General features: G+C 65.7%; 14 protein-coding genes. 6 read left to right on the forward strand and 8 right to left on the reverse strand.

Annotated elements, in window-relative coordinates; all coding sequences use genetic code 11:
- The first annotated feature begins 16 nt into the window (after positions 1-16).
- The 3 genes from BMX36_RS13335 (at position 17) to BMX36_RS13345 (ending at position 3025) form a co-directional block, all read left to right on the forward strand.
- A complete protein-coding gene (locus BMX36_RS13335) occupies positions 17-790 on the forward strand; it encodes an SDR family NAD(P)-dependent oxidoreductase (protein WP_093066119.1) in 774 nt (257 codons plus the stop codon).
- 85 nt (positions 791-875) lie between these two features.
- The gene (locus tag BMX36_RS13340) at positions 876-2081 is read left to right on the forward strand and encodes a DmpA family aminopeptidase (RefSeq protein ID WP_256210798.1); all 1206 of its coding nucleotides are present in this window, start codon (positions 876-878) and stop codon (positions 2079-2081) included.
- A 224-nt stretch (positions 2082-2305) separates the two neighbouring features.
- On the forward strand, positions 2306-3025 hold the full coding sequence (locus tag BMX36_RS13345; protein WP_093066121.1) for a glycosyltransferase family 32 protein: 720 nt from the start codon (positions 2306-2308) through the stop codon (positions 3023-3025).
- Between the two features lie 39 nt (positions 3026-3064).
- Here the strand turns inward: BMX36_RS13345 and BMX36_RS13350 are convergent, their stop codons facing one another.
- Entirely contained in the window at positions 3065-3547 is a 483-nt protein-coding gene (locus BMX36_RS13350) for a GNAT family N-acetyltransferase (RefSeq protein ID WP_093066123.1), read from the reverse strand.
- 261 nt (positions 3548-3808) lie between these two features.
- Between BMX36_RS13350 and BMX36_RS13355 the strand changes: the two genes are divergently transcribed.
- Both BMX36_RS13355 and BMX36_RS13360 read left to right on the forward strand, forming a co-directional pair.
- Entirely contained in the window at positions 3809-6283 is a 2475-nt protein-coding gene (locus tag BMX36_RS13355) for a TonB-dependent receptor (protein ID WP_256210799.1), read from the forward strand.
- A 41-nt stretch (positions 6284-6324) separates the two neighbouring features.
- On the forward strand, positions 6325-8052 hold the full coding sequence (locus BMX36_RS13360) for an amidohydrolase family protein (protein WP_093066127.1): 1728 nt from the start codon (positions 6325-6327) through the stop codon (positions 8050-8052).
- A 46-nt stretch (positions 8053-8098) separates the two neighbouring features.
- Here BMX36_RS13360 and BMX36_RS13365 read toward each other — a convergent pair whose 3' ends face one another.
- The 4 genes from BMX36_RS13365 to BMX36_RS13380 all read right to left on the reverse strand — a co-directional run bounded on the left by BMX36_RS13365 (position 8099) and on the right by BMX36_RS13380 (position 12570).
- Complete coding sequence (locus BMX36_RS13365) at positions 8099-8554, reverse strand: Lrp/AsnC ligand binding domain-containing protein (protein WP_066778753.1); 456 nt, start codon at positions 8552-8554, stop codon at positions 8099-8101.
- Between the two features lie 181 nt (positions 8555-8735).
- Entirely contained in the window at positions 8736-9134 is a 399-nt protein-coding gene (locus BMX36_RS13370; RefSeq protein WP_093066128.1) for a hypothetical protein, read from the reverse strand.
- A 1-nt stretch (position 9135) separates the two neighbouring features.
- Positions 9136-10209: a cellulase family glycosylhydrolase gene (locus BMX36_RS13375; RefSeq protein ID WP_143058571.1), complete on the reverse strand. Its 1074-nt coding sequence runs from the start codon at positions 10207-10209 to the stop codon at positions 9136-9138.
- 102 nt (positions 10210-10311) lie between these two features.
- The gene (locus BMX36_RS13380; protein ID WP_093066133.1) at positions 10312-12570 is read right to left on the reverse strand and encodes a TonB-dependent receptor; all 2259 of its coding nucleotides are present in this window, start codon (positions 12568-12570) and stop codon (positions 10312-10314) included.
- Between the two features lie 271 nt (positions 12571-12841).
- Here BMX36_RS13380 and BMX36_RS13385 point away from each other — a divergent pair, with 271 nt between their 5' ends.
- Complete coding sequence (locus tag BMX36_RS13385) at positions 12842-14131, forward strand: WcaI family glycosyltransferase (protein ID WP_093066135.1); 1290 nt, start codon at positions 12842-12844, stop codon at positions 14129-14131.
- Between the two features lie 437 nt (positions 14132-14568).
- Here the strand turns inward: BMX36_RS13385 and topA are convergent, their stop codons facing one another.
- From topA to BMX36_RS13400, 3 genes are all read right to left on the reverse strand, one after another.
- The gene (gene topA, locus BMX36_RS13390; RefSeq protein WP_093066137.1) at positions 14569-17106 is read right to left on the reverse strand and encodes a type I DNA topoisomerase; all 2538 of its coding nucleotides are present in this window, start codon (positions 17104-17106) and stop codon (positions 14569-14571) included.
- Positions 17107-17342: 236 nt separating this feature from the next.
- A complete protein-coding gene (locus BMX36_RS13395) occupies positions 17343-17723 on the reverse strand; it encodes a hypothetical protein (protein ID WP_218142169.1) in 381 nt (126 codons plus the stop codon).
- Complete coding sequence (locus BMX36_RS13400) at positions 17723-19078, reverse strand: cytochrome P450 (protein ID WP_093066139.1); 1356 nt, start codon at positions 19076-19078, stop codon at positions 17723-17725. The genes BMX36_RS13395 and BMX36_RS13400 overlap by 1 nt, the downstream gene beginning before the upstream one ends.
- Positions 19079-19092: the final 14 nt, after the last annotated feature.

The following is a 19092-nucleotide window of genomic DNA, read 5'->3' on the forward strand; positions in this document are numbered from 1 at the left end:
AACAGGAGAGAGGCGAATGGACCTGCAGCTGAGCGGAAAGACGATCTTCGTGGCGGGGGGCAGCCGCGGCATCGGCCTTGGCATCGTCGAGGCATGCCTCGCCGAGGGCGCGCGCGTGGCGATCACGGCGCGCGGCGCGGAGGCGCTGGCCGCCACCCATTCCCGGCTGGCGGATCGCCATGGCGCCGATGCGATCTGGAGCGCGGCGGGCGACATGACCGATCCCGCACAGGTCGAGGCGATCATCGGCAATGCGGAAACCACCATGGGGCCGCTGTGGGGCGCGGTGGCCAATGTGGGGTTGCATCCCTGCCCGCCGGGCATCGAGGTGGACGATGCGACATGGCGCGGCGGCATGGCGCAGAACCTCGATTCCGCCTTTTTCCTGGCGCGGGCGGTGCTGCGCCGCATGATTCCGCGCGGCGAAGGCTCCTTGCTGATGATCGGCTCGATCGCCGGGCTCGCGGCGCTTGGCACGCCGCTGACCTATGGCACGGCCAAGGCGGCGATGGGCCATCTGGCCAAAGAGCTTGCCGTGATCGCGGGGCCAAAGGGCGTTCGGGTCAACACCATTGCGCCGGGCAACATCATCTTCCCGGGCGGCGACTGGGAAGAACGGTCAACCGGCGCGCGGGCGGAAAGCTGGTGGCGGTGGATCCGGCGGGAGGTGCCGCTGCAGCGCTTCGGCAAGCCGGAGGAGATCGGCAGCGTGGCGGCCTTTCTGCTGAGCCCGCTGGCCAGCTTCGTCACTGGCGCGATCGTGCCGGTGGACGGCGGGCAGGATCGCTGACCGCGCAAGCGCGTGGCGGGATCGGCGCTGGACAGCAAGTGCCGATGTGCGCAGACCCGCCGGCACGATTGGTGGGGAGCGAGCAATGGCGAAGCGGGGGCGGATCGCCCGGTTGATCGGATGGGCCATGCTGAGCGGGGGGATGATGGCGATCAGCACCGGATCACGCGCCGATGGCATCGAAGAGGCGCCGCCGGCGGCCAAGGCAGGGCAGACAGCAACGCGCGCACGCGAGGCCGGGCTTCGCTTCGGTATCCTGACGCCCGGGCCATTGAACGCGATCACCGACGTTGCCGGCGTTCGCGTCGGCCATGCCACGCTGATCGACGGAACGCGCGTCCATACCGGCGTGACGGCGATCCTGCCGCACGGCGACAATCTGTTCCAGAACAAGGTGCCGGCGGGGTTCAGCGTCGGCAACGGCTTCGGCAAGTTCGCCGGCAGCACGCAGGTGGAGGAACTGGGCGAGGTAGAGACGCCGATCCTGCTCACCAACACCTTGTCCGTCCCCGAAGCCGCCGCCGCCGCGATCGAATGGACGCTGGAGCAGCCCGGCAACGAGCAGGTGCAATCAGTGAATGCGGTGGTCGGCGAAACCAACGATTCCTTCCTGAACGACATTCGCGCCCGAACCGTGACGATTGCCACGGCGCGGCAGGCGATTGACGCAGCCCGGCCCGGCGCGGTGGCGGAAGGCGCCGTTGGCGCGGGCACCGGCACCGTCGCCTTCGGCTTCAAGGGCGGCATCGGCACCAGTTCCCGCGTGCTGCCGACGAGCCTGGGCGGCTATCGCGTCGGCGTGCTGGTGCAAAGCAATTACGGCGGTGTGCTGACGATCGCAGGCCTGCCCGTGGGCCAGCGGCTGGGCGGCTATCTCCTGGAGGGTGCGGTGGACCGCAAGCAGGGCGACGGATCGGTGATCGTGGTGATCGCCACCGATGCGCCGCTGTCCGATCGCAATCTGAAGCGGCTGGCGGCCCGCGCCTTCATCGGCATCGGCCGCACGGGATCGCCGATGACCAATGGATCGGGCGATTATGCGATCGCTTTCTCCACCCATGCCGATGCGCGGCGTACGGCCGCCCGCCGCGCCGCCGCCAGCAGCTACCCCGATATCGGCAACGACCAGATGACGCCGCTCTTCCAGGCGGTGACGGAGGCGACGGAGGAAGCCGTCGTCAATTCGCTGTTCGCCGGCCGGACGGTAAAGGGGCATCGCGGCACGATCGAGCAGCTGCCGGTGGACAAGGTGCTGGCGATGTGGCGGGAGGCGCGGCGGGCCGAGCGCTAGCGCCCCGGCGCGGCGGCAGCCCGGCTTCGCGATACGCCACCCTAGGTATTCCTGCGCGCTACCATCCGGCCGCGCGGCGCTTCAGGATCAGGCCAGCATGTCGGTGGCGGCGGGCCAGCGCCCGCTGCGCGGAAGACGCGAACCGGCAAGGTGCGCGCGCCGCCGGAGGCCGGCTGCACAACGCCAGCAGGAGAGGCGCGGCACTTCATCGCGGAGAGACGGTGATGATCCCCAAGATCCTTCACCAGACGGCGCGGACCCGGCAGATCAGCTGGGAGGAACGCCATCTGGTGAGGCGCGCCGCACGGCTGTTGCCCGGATGGGACCTGCGCCTGTGGGACGATGCCAATAACGAGGCGTTGATCGTCCGCCACTTTCCCGAACATGCTCACGCCTATCGCGCGATCAAGCGCGGCGTGATGAAGGCCGATATCGCGCGGCTGGCGTACATGCATGTGCATGGCGGCGTGTACATGGACACCGACTACAAGCTGCTGCGGCCCCTTGGCGACGCGCTGATGCAGACGCGCTGCCTTTTCGGGCTGGAGGTCGGGACGATGCGCGACGGGCGCCTGACGGCCGACCAGCCGTTTCGCGTCGGCAATGCCTTTTTCGCCGCGGCGCAGGGCTATCCCCTGTTCGGCGACATGATCCGGCACATCTTCGCCCAGGTGCTGGACGGGCGAATGACCGAATATGAGCTGATGAAGATCAGCGGCCCGCATGGCCTGTCACGCTTTCTGCGCGATCATGAAGGCCGCTATCCCGACGTGACGGTGAAGGACCAGTCCGTCTTCTTTCCCGATGCAAAGGCGAAGGGGTTGCTGCACCACATCGACCAAGGGACCATCGGCATTCATCTTTGCTGGGGATCGTGGCGCGACAAGCGGGTTTCGGTCACGATCAGGAACCGGATGCGGCGGATCGCCGGTGCGCTGATCTGAACCTCCCCGCTCCGCTCCAGGCTCCGCCCGGCGACGCGGCTAAAGGTCGCGGAACATCACCAGCGCGTCGACGAAGCCATGGCGCGGGTGATCGAAGGCGCCAGGCAGGCGACCGACGACCGCAAAGCCCAGGCGCTGCCACAGCCGGACGGCGCCCTCGTTGGTGCTGACCACGAAGTTGAACTGCATGGCGCGGAAGCCGCGCGCGCGGGCGATGATCATGGATTGTTCGCACATGAACCGGCCGGCGCCCCGGCCCCCGGCATCGCCCCTGGTCATATAGCCGCAATTGCAGACATGCCGCCCGCCGCCCGCCTGGTTGGCGCGGATGTAGAAGGTGCCGATGACGTCGCCATTGTCCTCCAGCACGAACGTCTCCTTGTCCGCGCCCAGCCAATAGGAAAGCGCGTCCGCCTCGCTGAGGTCGCGATCGAGCGTATAGGTCGCGCCCTCGGCAATGGTGGGCATGATGATCGCGGCGATCGCGGGGCCGTCCTCCTGCCGGACATCACGGATCAACATGGCTGCATTCCCTTCGCTCGCCGCGCGACTGCGAGGCTTTCCGGCGATCCTGCCGTGCTTGGGCCCAAGGAGCGACAGTTTTCCGGTCGGCCATTGCAGAAGCGAACATTCTTTCGCCGAAACGACATGCCAAACGCAATAATTCGTTTGAATGGATGTAAAAACGCAGCACTTTCGGTCGCGTTCGGCATAGGCTGCGTAGCATCGTTGCAGAAAACCAAGGCGCGAAGCCGGTGCGACGGGGCTGGAAAGGGGGTTTACATGGTGGCATCGAACAGGGCCGCCCGGCGGCTGTCGGGCGCGCGCGCTTTCCTGCTTTGTGGAGCGATGGCTTTCACACCGGCGCTGGCCGCGGCGCAGGACGCGCCCGACACCGCCGCGGCGGCACCTGCGGCGCAGGAAGCGGGGGCGGACGGCGAGATCGTCGTTACCGCGCTTCGCCGCAACACGCGCATCCAGGATACGCCGATCGCCATTTCGGCGACGTCCGGCGAGGCGCTGGCCGCGTCCGGCACCACCAGCTTCACCGAGCTGACGCGCACCGCGCCGTCGCTGCGCATCGTGGATAGCGGGCCGGGCAGCCGGCGCGTGCTGATCCGCGGCATCACTTCCGCCGGCGAACCGACGGTGGGCGTCTATTATGATGAAACGCCGGTCTCCGGATCGGTCGGCACCACTTCCGATTCCGGCGGCAGCACGCCCGACTTCCGCCTGTTCGACGTGGAGCGCGCCGAAGTGTTGCGCGGGCCCCAGGGCACGCTGTTCGGATCGGGATCGATGGGCGGCACGCTGCGCATCATCTTCGAAAAGCCCAAGGCCGATCGGCTGGAGGCGGCGTTCAGCGGCAACATGACCACCGTCGAAGGTGGCGGCCAGGGCTTCTCGCTCGACGGCATGATCAACCTGCCGATCGTGGAGGACAAGATCGCGCTGCGCGTGGTGGGCAATTACAACAAGTTCGCCGGATACGTCGACAACATCATCCTGACCGACGATCCCAACGCGGGCAATGTTGTGGATACCAGCGCGGACCCGCGCTACCTGCGCAACGTCAAGAACATCAACGACGGCGAAAGCTATGGCGGGCGGGCGCTGCTGCGCATCACCCCGACCGAGGAGCTGACCGTCGACTTCTCGGCCAGCTACGAACATGTCGATGCGCCAATCCCCTTGTGGCGGCCGGACTTCTCGCGTGCCAATGGCTTCGACTTCGCCAGCAACATGCATGCGGATAATATCAACGAGGACGAGAACCGGATCTTCAACGGCACGATCCGCTACGATTTCGGCGCCTTCAGCGTCACGGGATCGACCAGCTATGTCGATCGCGACTTCATCCGCACCTATGACGTGAGCGATACGTTCAACGGCCGCGTCGGCACGGTGCAGAATGCCGACGGCCGCTTCGTCAACGTGCTGAACTCCACCGGCACGCGCGAGGGGTGCCGCCGCTACCTGCTGGGCATCACCTCGGCGGCGAACACCACGCAGTGCAGCGCGGACCAGCTCACCGGATATTTCAACGCCACGGTGCCGCTGCAATCATCTGCGCTGTACCAGCCGCAGTCGCTGAGCAACTGGGTGCACGAGCTGCGCCTCAGCTCCACCAACGACAGCCCGTTCCAGTGGACGGTGGGCGGCTTCCTGGAGAGCCGCGACACCGAAGTGCGATCGCTGTTGCTGGTCGCCAGCCCGGAGACGGGCGCGGTGTACGGCACGTCGACGCCGGGCGCGATCGCCTATGACCGCACGATCAATGACGAGCTGCGCCAGAAGGCCGCTTATGTCGAGCTCAGCTACAAACTGGCCGACCAGCTGACGCTGACGGCGGGCGCGCGCTATTTCAATTTCGAGCGCAAGGTCGGCGGGCGGATCGACGTCGGGCAGATCCACTACAGCTCGCGCGTGACGCCCTATACCGAGGCGAATTACGAAGAAGACGGACTGATCTACAAGTTCAACGTGTCGTGGCAGCCGACCACGCGCCTCCTGTTCTATGCGCAGGCGGCGCAGGGCTTCCGTCCCGGCGGCGTGAACCAGGTGATCGGCTTGCCGGCGGAGCGCGCAGCCTATACGTCCGACAGCCTCTGGAATTACGAACTGGGCGCGAAGACCACGCTGGCACGCGGCGTGTACCTGAACCTTGCCGGCTATCGCATCGACTGGGACAATCTGCAGGTGTCCGCGCGCACGGCTGGCACCGGATCGGTGTTCGGCCTGATCTCCAACGCCGGCGCGGCGCGCGTCTGGGGCGCGGAGGCGGAGCTTTCGGCGAACCTGCTGCAGGGGCTCTCCCTGAGCGGTGCGCTCGGCTATACCGATGCGAAGCTGTCGGAGGACCAGGTCAGCGACTTCGTGGTGGCGACCGGCCGGCGCGGCGACCGTATACCGAACGTGCCGCGGATCACCGCATCCGCCTCGCTGGATTACAAGCGGCCTCTGTCCGACACGCTGACCGGCACCGCCCGCCTCGATGCGAGCCACGTCGGCTCCTTCTACAGCACGCTGAGCCCGACGGACGTGTACCGCCGCAAGATCCCGTCCTATGAGATCGTCAACCTGCGCTTCGGCATCGAGGGCGTGGACAGTGACTGGGGGGTGTATCTGTTCGCCAACAACCTGTTCGACGACACCGCCATCAACCAGATGAGCTCCAGCGCCAATTCCGGCGGCATCACCAATGCCGTGAGCCTCGCGCCGCGCACCTATGGGCTCAACCTGATGCGGCGCTTCTGATGCGCCGCGCCATGACCCAGCCAATTTCTCAAGGATCGACCATGGCATTGTTCCGCCGATTCACCACCCGCCTGTTGATGCTTTCCACCGCCGCCGGCGTCGCGCTGTCCGGCCCGGCGCTGGCGCATGAGGAAAAGGCGCCGCGCGGCGCCGCCGCCGTCGCGCCCGCCGGGAACCAGCCGGGCGCAGCACCGGCGCGCGCGGCCGGCGAGGGCGCAGGGCCGTTCCGCCGCCTTGTTATCCGCGGCGTCACGCTGATCGACGGGACCGGATCGGTTCCGCGCGGGCCGGTCGACATCGTGATCGAAGGCAATCGCATCGCCGACATCCGCCAGGCCGGCTGGCCGGGCATGCCGGCGGCGCAAAACCGCGAGCCGCAGGATTTCGACCAGGAGATCGATGCCACCGGCATGTATGTGTTGCCGGGCTTCGTCGACCTGCACACCCACCTGCCCGGCAAGGACAAGGCGCCTGACGCCTCCTATGCCTATAAGCTGTGGCTGGGGCATGGCGTGACCACGGTGCGCGGCGTCTCGCTCGCGGCACCGTCCTTCACCAGCAGCGAAAAGGCACGGTCGGCGCGCAACGAGATCGCGGCGCCCCGCATCTTCAATTACCAGACGCTGGGCGCCGGCTGGTCCGGCGGGCGCATCTCCAGCCCCGAAAAGGCGCGCGAATGGGTGCGCTGGGCGGCGAAGAACGACATCGACGGCATCAAGTTCTTCGGGCGCGAGGACGAGACGCCGGCGGTGATGACCGCCGCGATCGACGAGGCGCACAAGAACAAGATGGGCACCGTGGCGCACCTGAGCCAGACGGGGGTGTCGAACTTCAACGGCATCATCGCCGGGCGCGCCGGGCTCGACACGATCACCCATTTCTACGGGCACATGGAATCGCTGCTGAAGGATCACACGATCCAGAAGTTCACGCCCGACTATAATTTCTACAACGAGCTGCACCGTTTCGCACAGGTCGCGGACATCAAGGACGAGATCTATGATGTCGGCTCCCCCGAATGGTGGGATTACCTGAAGGAGCAGAAGGAAAACGGCGTCACCTTCGACCCCACGTTCAACATCTATGCCGCGTCGCGCGATCTGATGCGCGCCCGCAACGCCGACTGGCAGGGAAAATATACCACGCCGCAGCTGTGGAATTATTTCCAGTCCACCCGCGATAATCATGGTTCGTATTTCTTCGACTGGACCAGCCAGATCGAGACCAACTGGAAGGGCTTCTACAAGAACTTCTTTCAGCTGATCCACGATTACAACCAGATCGGCGGCCGGGTGACAGTGGGCACCGACTCCGGCTTCATCTACAAAGTATATGGCTTCGCCTATGTCGAGGAACTGGAATTGTACCAGGAAGCCGGGCTGACGCCGCTGGAAATCTTCCGCGCGGCGACCGTCAATGGCGCCAAGACGCTGATGGAGCCCAAGGGTTTGGAGCCGGAGTTTGGCGCGGTGCGGCGCGGGATGCTGGCCGATCTGGTGATCGTGCCGGAAAATCCGCTGGCGAACCTGAAGACGCTGTACGGCACCGGCTACGTCCGGCTGAATTCGCAGACCAACAAGCAGGAGCGGATCGGCGGCGTGCGCTACACGATCAAGGACGGCATCGTGTATGACGCTCCCAAGCTGCTCGCCGACGTGGCAGCGATGGTGGAGCGCGAGAAGCAGGTGGTGCCGACGCCGGTGTCCCCGCCGGTGATCCCGCAGGAGCCGCCGTTCGCCACCGCGGCCCAGCCGTCCACGGCGCCCTGACGCCAACATCGGCGCGCCCGGTCCGGGCGCCTCGTTACCGGGGCGCTCAGATCGGCAGCGCGGTGGTGTATTTCACCTCCTCGAGCACGGCGAAGGTGCGCGTTTCGCGGATCCCCGTCATGTGGAACAGCGAATTGCCAAGGAAGGTGCGATAGGCGGCCATGTCCTCCACCCGCGCCTTCAGCAGATAGTCGAACCCGCCGGCGACCATGTGGCATTCAAGGATCTCCGGCATGTCGCGCACCGCCGCCGCGAAATCCTCCAGCACGTTGCTGGTGGTGCGATCCAGCATCACCTCGATGAAGACGAGAAGCGCGCGGTCGAGCTTTTGCGGGTCGAGCAAAGCGACGATGTCGCTGACATATCCCTGCTCGCGCAGCTTGCGCAGGCGATCGAAACAGGCCGAGGGAGAAATGCCGGCCTGGGTCGCTAGCTCTTGATTGGTGATGCGGCCATTGCGCTGGAGCGCCCGAAGAATGTTCCGGTCGATATGATCGAGCATCGTCGGTTCTCCGGCTGGCTATTCTGCCAACCGAAGCTACCGGGATAGCGGGCGCGCACAACGAAAGATCGTCCTGTACGCCATGGCGATCCGGCATGGCAGCCGCGCCGCCGTGCCACGCCGCCGTGCCATCCGGGGCGATGTTTGGGCGGAGCATAAGCCCCGCCCGCACACCAGTGGCTCACCCCGCCGCCTCGGCCTCCGCCAGCGCCGCCGGATCCACCGCTTCCATGCGATAGGGATCGGCATCGCGGACGGCGGCGACCGCCGCCTCCTGCGCTGCATCCTCGACCGCCGGCACATCCGGGACCAACGGCTCGGCGACGTCAGTGCCGCCGAGATCGGAGAAGGCGAAGGCCGCCGTACCGGCGTCCGCGGCCTGGACCTGCCCTTGCGGGCTGGACGCCAGCGCGCTTGCGCCGCGCACCACGACAATGCCCTGGCGCTCGGGCAATTCGCTCTGGCTCCCGCAGCCGGCCAGCAATGTTGCCGATGCCAGCGCGGCGAGTATCAGATTGGGACGGACGGACCTGGCCCCGGCGCGCGCGCCGGGACCAGTGACGGACAGGGTGATTGCCACCTTACTTGCCCACCAGCACCTTCAGGTAATCGCTGTCGGCGGCGGAGGCGAAAGTGCCCTTCTTGGGCTCTACCTTGTAGTGATAGTCTTCCTTCCAACCGTTGCCGCCGCCCCACCAGCTGACGCCGACATAGGTCTTGGGCAGGGAGCGCATGTAGCGGACCATGTCCTGGCCGACCGCCTTGCACGTCGAGCTCATGCTCTTCGCGTTGCCGAAGGCGAATTCGCCGACCCACACCTTCAGGTCACGCGCCTGGGCCGCCGCCGTGGTGTTGCCGATCAGCTTGGAAGCGGTGGTGTTGACGCACGTTGCGCTGGTGCCCGAGCCGTCCGAATCCGGATAGCGGTGGCCCGAGATCATCGTGCGACCCAGCGGATCCTTCAGCCCGCCGGCGCGGTCGAACGAGCAGGCCGGGCTGCTGCACGGCTTGTTCGACGCTTCGTTCTTGTTGAAGTTCTGCATGCCGGCCCAGTGCCGCCATTCGATCAGCAGCACATGCTTGAGGCCGGCCTTGCGGAATGCCGCAATGCCTTCGTTCACGTCGGTGGCGTAGGACTTGCCCTTGGAGTCCTTTTCATAGGAACGGCCGGTCTTCGGCTCGTTCATCGTGTCCACCATGACGTGGCGATAGTCCGGAAAGTTCTTCATCACTCCGGCCCACCAAGCCGCGCCGGCCGCGTCGAAAGTGTTGCCGTAATCGTGGCGGTCCAGAATGACATAGGCGCCGCGTGCGGCAGCCGCATCGGCGGCAGCCTTGATCCTGGCGATGACGGCGGGATTACTGGCCTGCTTTCCGCGGAACGGAATACGGAAAGCATTAAAGCCTTTGTCGATATAGGTGTTGATTGCCGAAACCGTGGGGCAAAGCGCCCCATTATCCACGAACTCACAACCCGAAAGGTTAACGCCCATTAACGGGCTGCGGCTCAGACTGATATTCTTAGATGCCGAAGACTTGACCGGTCCAGCCATTGCCGGTGTGGCGAGAAGCAAGAAAACCGCAGAAGTTAAAACGCGCATATTGACCCCTTTGCTCGTGGCCAGCGCGCAAGGGAAAAAGAAGCGATTCGTCACAATCACTTAGCGACGAGTCGATTGTTTCTCGAGTCATACGGTTTTCGACGTAGGTATTATACCTGAGTTGACAAACGGCCGTTTAGCGATCTTCGGCTGCGATCAGAATTCGCGGCTGATACGCAGCATCCATTCGCGGGGCGCGGCCGGATAGCCGATCGATCCGACACTTCCAGTGTTGTAGCGACGGTCTGCCAGATTTGTGGCGGTGACCTGCACGCCCCAGTCGCGCCAGTCGAGGTCCACCTGCACGTTGATCTGCGATGCATTGGTAACGCGGTGCTGCGGCTCGTTGCACAATGCGATCGAATAGGGGGAGGATGCGCTATAATCCCCGCCCACCCGCAGGCGCGCGGCGCCGACCTGCTGCGTGACGCTTGCCCGCACCTGATAGCGCAGGGCAGGAGTGAAGCGCAGGTCCAGATCCCGCTCGTCCGGCACGAAGGCGGTGCAGCCGGGGCTGGAAGCGAGGCGGGTGAACCGATCGGCCAGCGTGGCCACCCAGCCGCCGATCTCCACCCCGGGCAATGGCCGCGCGCTCCATTCCACTTCCAGACCCTGAATCCGCGCGTCGCCGACATTCTGGCGAAAGATGTCGGGCGGGCCGGCCGTGGTGCGCGACGCTGAAAAGGCGATGTTGGTATAATCGTTGACGAAATAGGTGGCGTTGAGGTGCAGGCGGCGATCCAGCCAATCCGATTTCACCCCGGCCTCGTAATTCCACACGGTTTCCGGGGCGATCGCGCCCTGACGGTTCATCACAAAGTCTACGTTGCGCGCGCGCCCGTCGAAACTGCCGCTGCGAAAGCCCTTGGAGGCGAGAGCGTAGATCATGGCCTCGCCCGCGGCTCCGCCGATCTCAAGGCGATGATCCACCGTCAGGCGGGGCGACAGATCGGTCCAGCGGCTGGCGATGCGGCGCCGCGCCGGGCGGCCATCGGGCAGCGCCAGCACGACATCCGGCGCGGACAGAAAGGACACGGCATAGCGCTTGCTCTCGTTGGTGTAGCGCAGGCCGGCGGTAACCCGCGTGCGATCGCCCAGCGCCATGGTGGCCGAGCCGAACAGGGCATAGCTGCTGGTGTCGAGCCGCGGCTCATAGGGCGACCAATTGCCGCTCGAGCCGGCGCCGCGCGAGGGCGCATTGAAGAAATCCGCTTTGCGGAAGCGCGCGTCCGGACCGGTGGGGGTGGCAAGGCTGATCCCGGTGAGCTGATCGTTATGCTCGCTGAAATAATATGCGCCGACCAGCCATTCGACCCGGTGGGCGAGGGCGTCGCCGGCCAGGTGCACCTCCTGGCTGAAGCTGTGCTGATCCTGATCCTGCAGCAGGATCACGTTCGCGCCGCTGCCCGGCGGATTGGCGGTCTGATCGAAGCCGATGCGCGATTGCAGCCAGCGATAGCCGGTAATCGCGGTAAGCGTCGCGCCGGCGAAGCGATAGTCGGCCCGCAGCGACACGCCGCCGGTGTCGGTGCTGTTGAGCGGATCGGTATCGGCGGACGGGAAGGCGTCGATGTCGCCCTCCGGCGCCAGGAAGGTGTTCGTGTACCGCCCCGGCCGCTCGGGATCGGGCGCGAAGCGCTGCGGGAAGCGGGGACCGGATCGATCACGCGTGAGATCAAGCGTCGCGTAGATCGTCGCCGCGGGCGATGGCGCCCAGAGGATCGCGGCGCGCGCGCCCAGAAGATCCTGGCCGTTCACCCGCGCACCGTTCGTCAGATTTCGCCCCCAGCCTTGCTGGTGGCGCGCGATGGCGGAGACGCGCAGCGCGATCGTATCCGTCACCGGAATGTTCGCGGCGGTTCTGGCGTCGGTGCGGCCGTAGCTTCCCACTGCGATGTCGGCGACCGCGCTTGCCCGGTCCAGCGATGGCCGCTTCATCACCAGCCTGATCGCGCCGCCGCTGGTGTTGCGCCCGTACAGCGTACCTTGCGGGCCGCGCAGCACCTCCACCCGTTCCACATCCACCAGATCGAGCAACGAGCCGGTGGAGCGCGGCAGGATCACGTCGTCGACATAGATTCCGACCGGCGGATCATTGGTGAAGATCGAATCTCCTTCACCAACGCCGCGCAGAAAGACGAGCGCGCCCGAACTGGTGCCGAAGTTGCGGGCAAGGTAAAGATTGGGCACCGCCGCGCCGATCCGGTCCAGATTGGCCATGCCCTGCTGTTCCAGCGTGTCCGAGGTCACGACCGAAAGCGCGATCGGCACGTCCTGGGCGCGCTCCTCCCGCCGTTCCGCCGTGACCAGAATGTCGGCAGTCTCCTGCTGATCGGGAGCGGGATCACGGCTTTGCGCCCAGGCAGGGGCGCTGGCGGCGCATGCCATGATCATCAACACTGACGTCCTGATCATCCCCGACCCTGCCGACCCACGAAGCGGCAGGCCGCTATGGAGATCCTGTTTCCGGGTCAAGCAGCACGCGTCGACTGAGCTTTATCCCTGCCGCCTCAATGCTTTTTGTTGATCTGGATTAGTAAATGCCGGATAGACATGTCTTAAGCAAACAGGAAGAACGATAGATGTTCGTATAAAAAACAGCGAATATGGGGGGAGAACCGATGAAGAAGGGGGCTTCAACGGGGTATCTAAGTATCAACCCGGACGTAATTCCGGCTCTAAGGCCATGACGAAACGGCATCGTATATTGATCGTCGGGCCGAACTATGCGCCAGAGCCAATAGGGGTCGGTCCATGTACCACCGGCATGGCCGAGACTCTCGCGCAGGCAGGATATGAGGTGCGCGTGGTGTGTGGCGTACCTTCATATCCGCACTGGAAAGTCACGTCGCGTTATCAACGACTGCGAATATGGCGGACGGTCGAAAATGGCGTCCGAGTTATTCGCCTGCCCTATTATGTGCCGTCTGTACCAACAACCATCCGGCGCGTGGTTCATTTGTTGAGCTTTGCCGTACTGGCCCTGCTGATCGTCGGCGTACTGATGGTGCGACGGCGACCCGACGCAATGGTGGCGATCATTCCATCCGCACTGGCGGCGGCGGGCGCCAGCATCTGTGCCAAGCTTTTCCGGCTCCCGCTCTGGGTTCATGTGCAGGACCTTGAAGCGGAAATGGCGATCGCTACGGGCCAGATCGGCCGATCGCTATGGGTGAAGGGCCTGGCGCAGGCCGTGCAGCGGCTAGCGCTGCGTGGCGATCGGGTAAGCAGCATCTCGCCCGCCATGTGCCGGCATCTGGCGATGGCGCGCGCTTCGCCGCAGGGCATTGTCGAGTTTCCCAACTGGGCGCGGCCCGATGTGACGCCGATCGAGCGGCCGTCCTCCTATCGCGTGGAATGGCAGATCGAACGGCCGTTCGTCGCGCTATATTCGGGCAATATCGCCGCCAAGCAGGGGGTGGAGATCATCGCGCAGGCGGCGCGCCTGTTGGCGCACCGCGACGACCTTATGTTCGTGATCTGCGGTGATGGCCCGCGGCGCCAGGAACTGGTCGACAGCATTGGCGACTGTGACAACGTGAGGTTCTTCGACCTGCAGCCGGCGGAGCGGCTCGGCGATCTCCTGGGACTGGCGACGATCCACCTTCTGCCACAGATTGCCGGGGTGGCCGATCTGGTGCTGCCGTCCAAACTGCCGAACATGCTGGCGTCGGGACGCCCGGTGGTGGCCACGGTCGCGCCGCACACGGATCTTGGCCGCGAACTCAGCGACTGCGGGCTGATCGTGCCGCCGCATGATGCGCCGGCCTTTGCCGATGCCATCATCCGGCTGATCGAGGACGTACCGCTGCGCGCGCGACTGGGTGAGAATGCCCAGGAGCGAGCGGCGGCGCGGTGGAACAAGCAGGCGATCCTGGAGGGGTTCGAGCGCGAGCTGAGCGCTGTTGTGACCGGGCACGACCTGTCGCCCGGAACGCATCGCATCGGGCAGAAGGGTTGGCGGGCAGGGGCGTGAGCTTGGGGGTGGGGGGTTGGCGGGGACCGGGGCAGTCGGCTTGATCCCCAGCCTGATCGACGTCGGGTGGAGTACGCGTTCAACGAAGCCGAGGCTTGCGGGGGCGGCAGGATCCGCTGCGGCATGTGCCCGCTTCGTCATCCGGTATTTTACCGGGATCCACCGTTCCGCGAATACGATTGGTTGAGGTGTGCGGCCTGGAGGATGCCGGGACAAGCCCGGCATGACGTAACGGTTCGCCCGAGGTCTCACCGGGCGGCCGTGATGGAGGGCGAGTGGTGTGCCGACAGGCTTCAGCCAAGGCCTCCCCGCTCTTGCCGGCGAGATGCGCCAGATCAGGTGGAACAAGGGCTGATCGCCTGCTCCGTTGATGGCGAGCTGGCGCCCGGCCGCGCGGGAACGGCGCCTGGCGCCGTCGTCCCGCGCGGGGGCGAGCGTTACTTCTTTGCCGCCGCTTTCTTCGGTACGGCCTTCTTTGCCGCCGGCTTCTTGGCGGCGGGCTTCTTCTTGGCGGTCTTTCCTTTGCTGGGCATCGCCGCCCGCGCGTCGATCAGCTGAGCGGCCTCTTCGAGCGTCAGTTGATCGGGCGCGATCGTCTTGGGCAGGGTCGCGTTAGTCTCGCCATCGGTGACATAGGGGCCGTAGCGCCCCTCCATCAGCTTGATCTCCGCCTCGCTACGCGGGTGCTTGCCCAGCACCTTGAGCGGCTCGCGCGTGCCCCGCTGCGGGCGCCCGCCACCGGCGGCTGCCTCGGCGAGCTTCACGACGGCGGCGTTCATGCCCGTTTCGAACACGTCGGCCGTGCTCTGCAAGCGCGCATATTTGCCGTCATGCTGAAGGTACGGGCCATAACGGCCGATCGAAGCGACGATGTCCTTGCCCGTTTCCGGGTGCTGGCCAATCGTGCGCGGCAGGCTGAGAAGCTTCAGCGCCATTTCGAGATCCAGCTCGCCCACGTCCTTCGGGATCGAGGCGCGCTTTGCGTCCTTGCCCTCGCCAAGCTGGATGTACGGGCCGAACCGCCCTGACTTGCGCTCCACCGGAAGGCCCGTTTCGGGATCCTGGCCAAGCTGTTCCGGCTCACCGCTATCGCCGCCTTCCGCGCCCGCCTGCGCGAAGCGGCGGGTGTATTTGCATTCCGGATAGTTGGAGCAGGCGATGAACGCGCCAAACCGGCCGCCGCGCAGCGCGAGCTTGCCGGTGGCGCAGCTCGGGCAGAGGCGGGGATCAGTGCCATCGGCGCGATCGGGGAACAGATAGGGCGCGAGAAAGGCGTCGAGTTGCTCGGTCACTTCGCTCGGCTTGAAGTCCATGACCTCTGCCGTGCGCGGCTTGAAATCCCGCCAGAATGCCTCGAGCACCGCCTGCCATTGCGCGCGGCCGCCGGACACGTCGTCAAGCTCCTCCTCGAGCTCGGCGGTATAGTCATAAGCGACATAGCGTTCGAAGAAGCGTTCGAGGAACGCCGTCACCAGACGCCCGCTTTCCTCGGCGAAGAAGCGGTTCTTCTCGACGCGCACATAGGCGCGATCCTTCAGCGTCTTGATGATCGAGGCATAGGTCGACGGGCGACCGATCCCCAGTTCCTCCATCCGCTTGACCAGCGAGGCTTCGGAGAAGCGCGGCGGCGGCTGGGTGAAATGCTGTTCGGCGTCGACCGACTTCTTGGCCGGGGAATCGCCGTCGCGCAGGCGCGGCAGGCGCTTTGCGTCCTCGTCGGCGCTGTCGTCCTGACCTTCCTCGTAGAGCGCAAGATAGCCGGGGAAGAGCACGACCTGACCGGTGGCGCGCAGGACGTTGCGACCCGTGCCGTCGGCCATGTCGACCGTGGTGCGTTCCATGCGGGCCGACGCCATCTGGCTGGCGAGCGCGCGCTTCCAGACGAGGTCATAGAGGCGGGCGTGGTCGCCCGAGCCGACGCGATCGCGGCTGAAATCGGTCGGGCGGATCGCCTCGTGCGCTTCCTGCGCATTCTTCGCCTTGGTCTGATATTGGCGTGGGCGATCCGGGACGTAGCTCGCGTCATAGCGGTTGGCGATCGCGCCGCGTGCGGCATCGATGGCGCTGCCGTCCATCTGCACGCCGTCCGTCCGCATATAGGTGATCGCGCCATCCTCGTAGAGCTGCTGCGCGATCCGCATCGTGTGATCGGCGGAGAAGCCGAGCTTGCGCGCCGCCTCCTGCTGCAAGGTCGAGGTGGTGAAGGGGGGCGGCGGATTGCGCGTTGCGGGCTTGGTCTCGACGCGCTCGACGGCGAAGCGGCCGGCCTCGACCGCGGCCTTGGCCTTCAGCGCGTCGCCCTCATTGCCGATCGACAGGCGATCGAGCTTCTTGCCGTCCCATTGCACCAGCCGAGCGGTGAAGGGCGTGCCGTCCTGCTCCATGGCGGCCGTGACGGACCAATATTCCTGTGCGCGGAACGCCTCGATCTCACGCTCGCGATCGACGATCAGGCGAAGCGCGACCGACTGCACGCGCCCCGCCGACTTGGCGCCGGGCAGCTTGCGCCACAGCACCGGCGAGAGGGTAAAGCCGACGAGATAATCGAGCGCGCGGCGGGCGCGATAAGCGTCGATCAGGTCGGTATCGAGTTCACGCGGATTGGCCATCGCCTGCGTCACCGCGGGCTTGGTGATGGCGTTGAAGGTCACGCGATCGACCTTCTTGGGCAGCGCGCGGCGCTTCGCCAGAACCTCCTGCACGTGCCATGAAATCGCCTCGCCCTCACGATCAGGGTCGGTGGCCAGGATCAGACGATCGGCATCCTTGGCGAGATCGGCGATCGCCTTCAGCTGCTTCGCCTTGTCAGCGTAATTTTCCCATTCCATCGTGAAGCCGGCATCGGGATCAACCGAGCCATCCTTCGCCGGCAGGTCGCGAACGTGACCGTAGCTCGCAAGGACGCGATAGTCCGAGCCCAGGTACTTTTCGATGGTCTTCGCCTTGGCGGGCGATTCGACGATGACGAGTTGCATTGGCGCCTAACTAGGAAGTCTCACACGTACGCGCGAGGGTGAGGGGCACGGCAAGGTGCCGTCAAGCCGCCGGCGCCTCGTCGCAATCAGCCGATAGTGTCGTTCAGCTTCACCGCGAGGACAAGAGCACGCGCGGCCGGCAGCCGTGTCGATATGGCGCGATCCGGCCGCCATTTGCGGTCATGAGCGGCGATCATCGGCCGCGACCAGCGCGCCGTCAGCCTGTTCCGGCCGCGCTACCCCGCCAGCGGCGCAGGGGCCGCGGGCGTCGCGCGCCAGGCGAGCAGGAAACCCAGTCCGAGCGCCAGATCGATCCCGCCGAACAGCAGGACGGGCGCGGGAACCTTGCCCGACAGGAACAGGATCACCGCGGGCACGCCGAACGCCAGCTTCTCCGCGACCGACGGCAGCATCAACGCGCGGTAGCGAACGGGATCGCCGCCGATGACCCAGAAGACGAGCTGAAACGCCGCCGCCGTCCCGATGAAGCCGTAAGCGACAAGCTCGGCGCCGGCGGGTTGCGGCAGCAGATATTGCGGCAGCAGCGCCAGCAGGCCGAAGATCGCCGCGCCGCGGAACCACAGCGTCACCCAGCGCGGCGCGCCCATCGCCGCCATCATGCCGCCCGGGCCGCGCGCTCCGGGGTGAACTCCACCTCCAGTCGGCGCACCGCATGGACGAAATTGTTGGGCGCGATGTCCATTTCGCCCGTCCAGCGGATGTCCGGGAAGCGGGCGAAGATCTGGCGATAGGCTTCCTCGAGCTGAAGCTGCGCCGTCATGCGGCCGATGCAGATGTGCGGGCCATGGCCGAAGGCGATGTTCCGTTCGGCATTGGCGCGCGTGATGTCGAAACGGTCGGGATCGGGGAACATGGCAGGATCGCGGTTGGCCGCGCCATAATACATGATCACCTTTTCACCCTCGGCGATCCGCTGTCCCTCCAGCTCGGTGTCCGCGGTGGCGGTGCGGCGCATGTAGATGACGGGGGAGACCATGCGCGTGATCTCATGCACGGCATTGGTCAGCAGGCTACCGTCGGCCTGCAGCTTCTGCTTCTGCGCCGGATTTTCGGTGAAAAGCTTCATGGCGCCGGAGATGGAATTGCGCGTCGTGTCGTTGCCGGCGAAGACGATCAGCAGCCATGCACCGTCGAGATACGGATCGGGCAGCGGCTCGCCCTCCACCACCGCATTGGCGATGGCGCTCATCAGATCGGGCTGCGGATCGGCGCGGCGCTTGGCCAGCATGTAACGGCCATATTCGAACATCTCGCCGACGTTCTTGTTGAACAGCTCGATAAAGGCGGCGATCTGCGGATTGAGCTCCCCGCCGCCGGCCATCTGCTCGGCCTGCTCGGTGGCGATCTGCTGCGCCATTTCGAGGAAGTGGATCCAGCCGATGAACTTCTCGCGATCCGCCTCCGGCACGCCCAGCATTTCGCACAAGGTGAAGATCGGCAGCCGCTGCGAAAATTTCTCCACGAGGTCGCATTTGCCGAGCGGCGCCATGGTGTCGAGCAGGCGGGTCACCTCCGCCGACACGCGATCCCGCAGCCCCTTGATATAGGTGGCGGTGAAATAGGGCATGTGTTCGCGCCGGAGCTCGCGATGCGGGCGGGCGTCCAGGTTGATCATGGAATTGGTGGAAGCGGAAAAGAGGATCGGGTGGCGCGTCTCCTGCGGGCCCAATGCCATCAGGATGCCGCCCTTTTCGCTGCTGAAGGTCTGCGGATCACCGTTGACGCGCTTCACCCCTTCGAAGCTGGTGACGGCCCAGAAGCCGACGCCATCGCGCGGCATGGGATGCCACATCACCGGCGCGTCGGCCCGCATGCGGGCGTAATCGTCCCATGGCTGGCCGGCGGTGAAGCGGCGGATGTCGGTGAGGTCGACATCCTTGAGGATCGGATAGGCGCGGTCGAACGTCGGGCCTTCGCGCCCTTCGATGATATGGTCGCTGACGAGATGCATCTGCTGCTCCGAAT

The organism is Sphingomonas sp. OV641, assembly GCF_900109205.1.
GTDB lineage: Bacteria > Pseudomonadota > Alphaproteobacteria > Sphingomonadales > Sphingomonadaceae > Sphingomonas.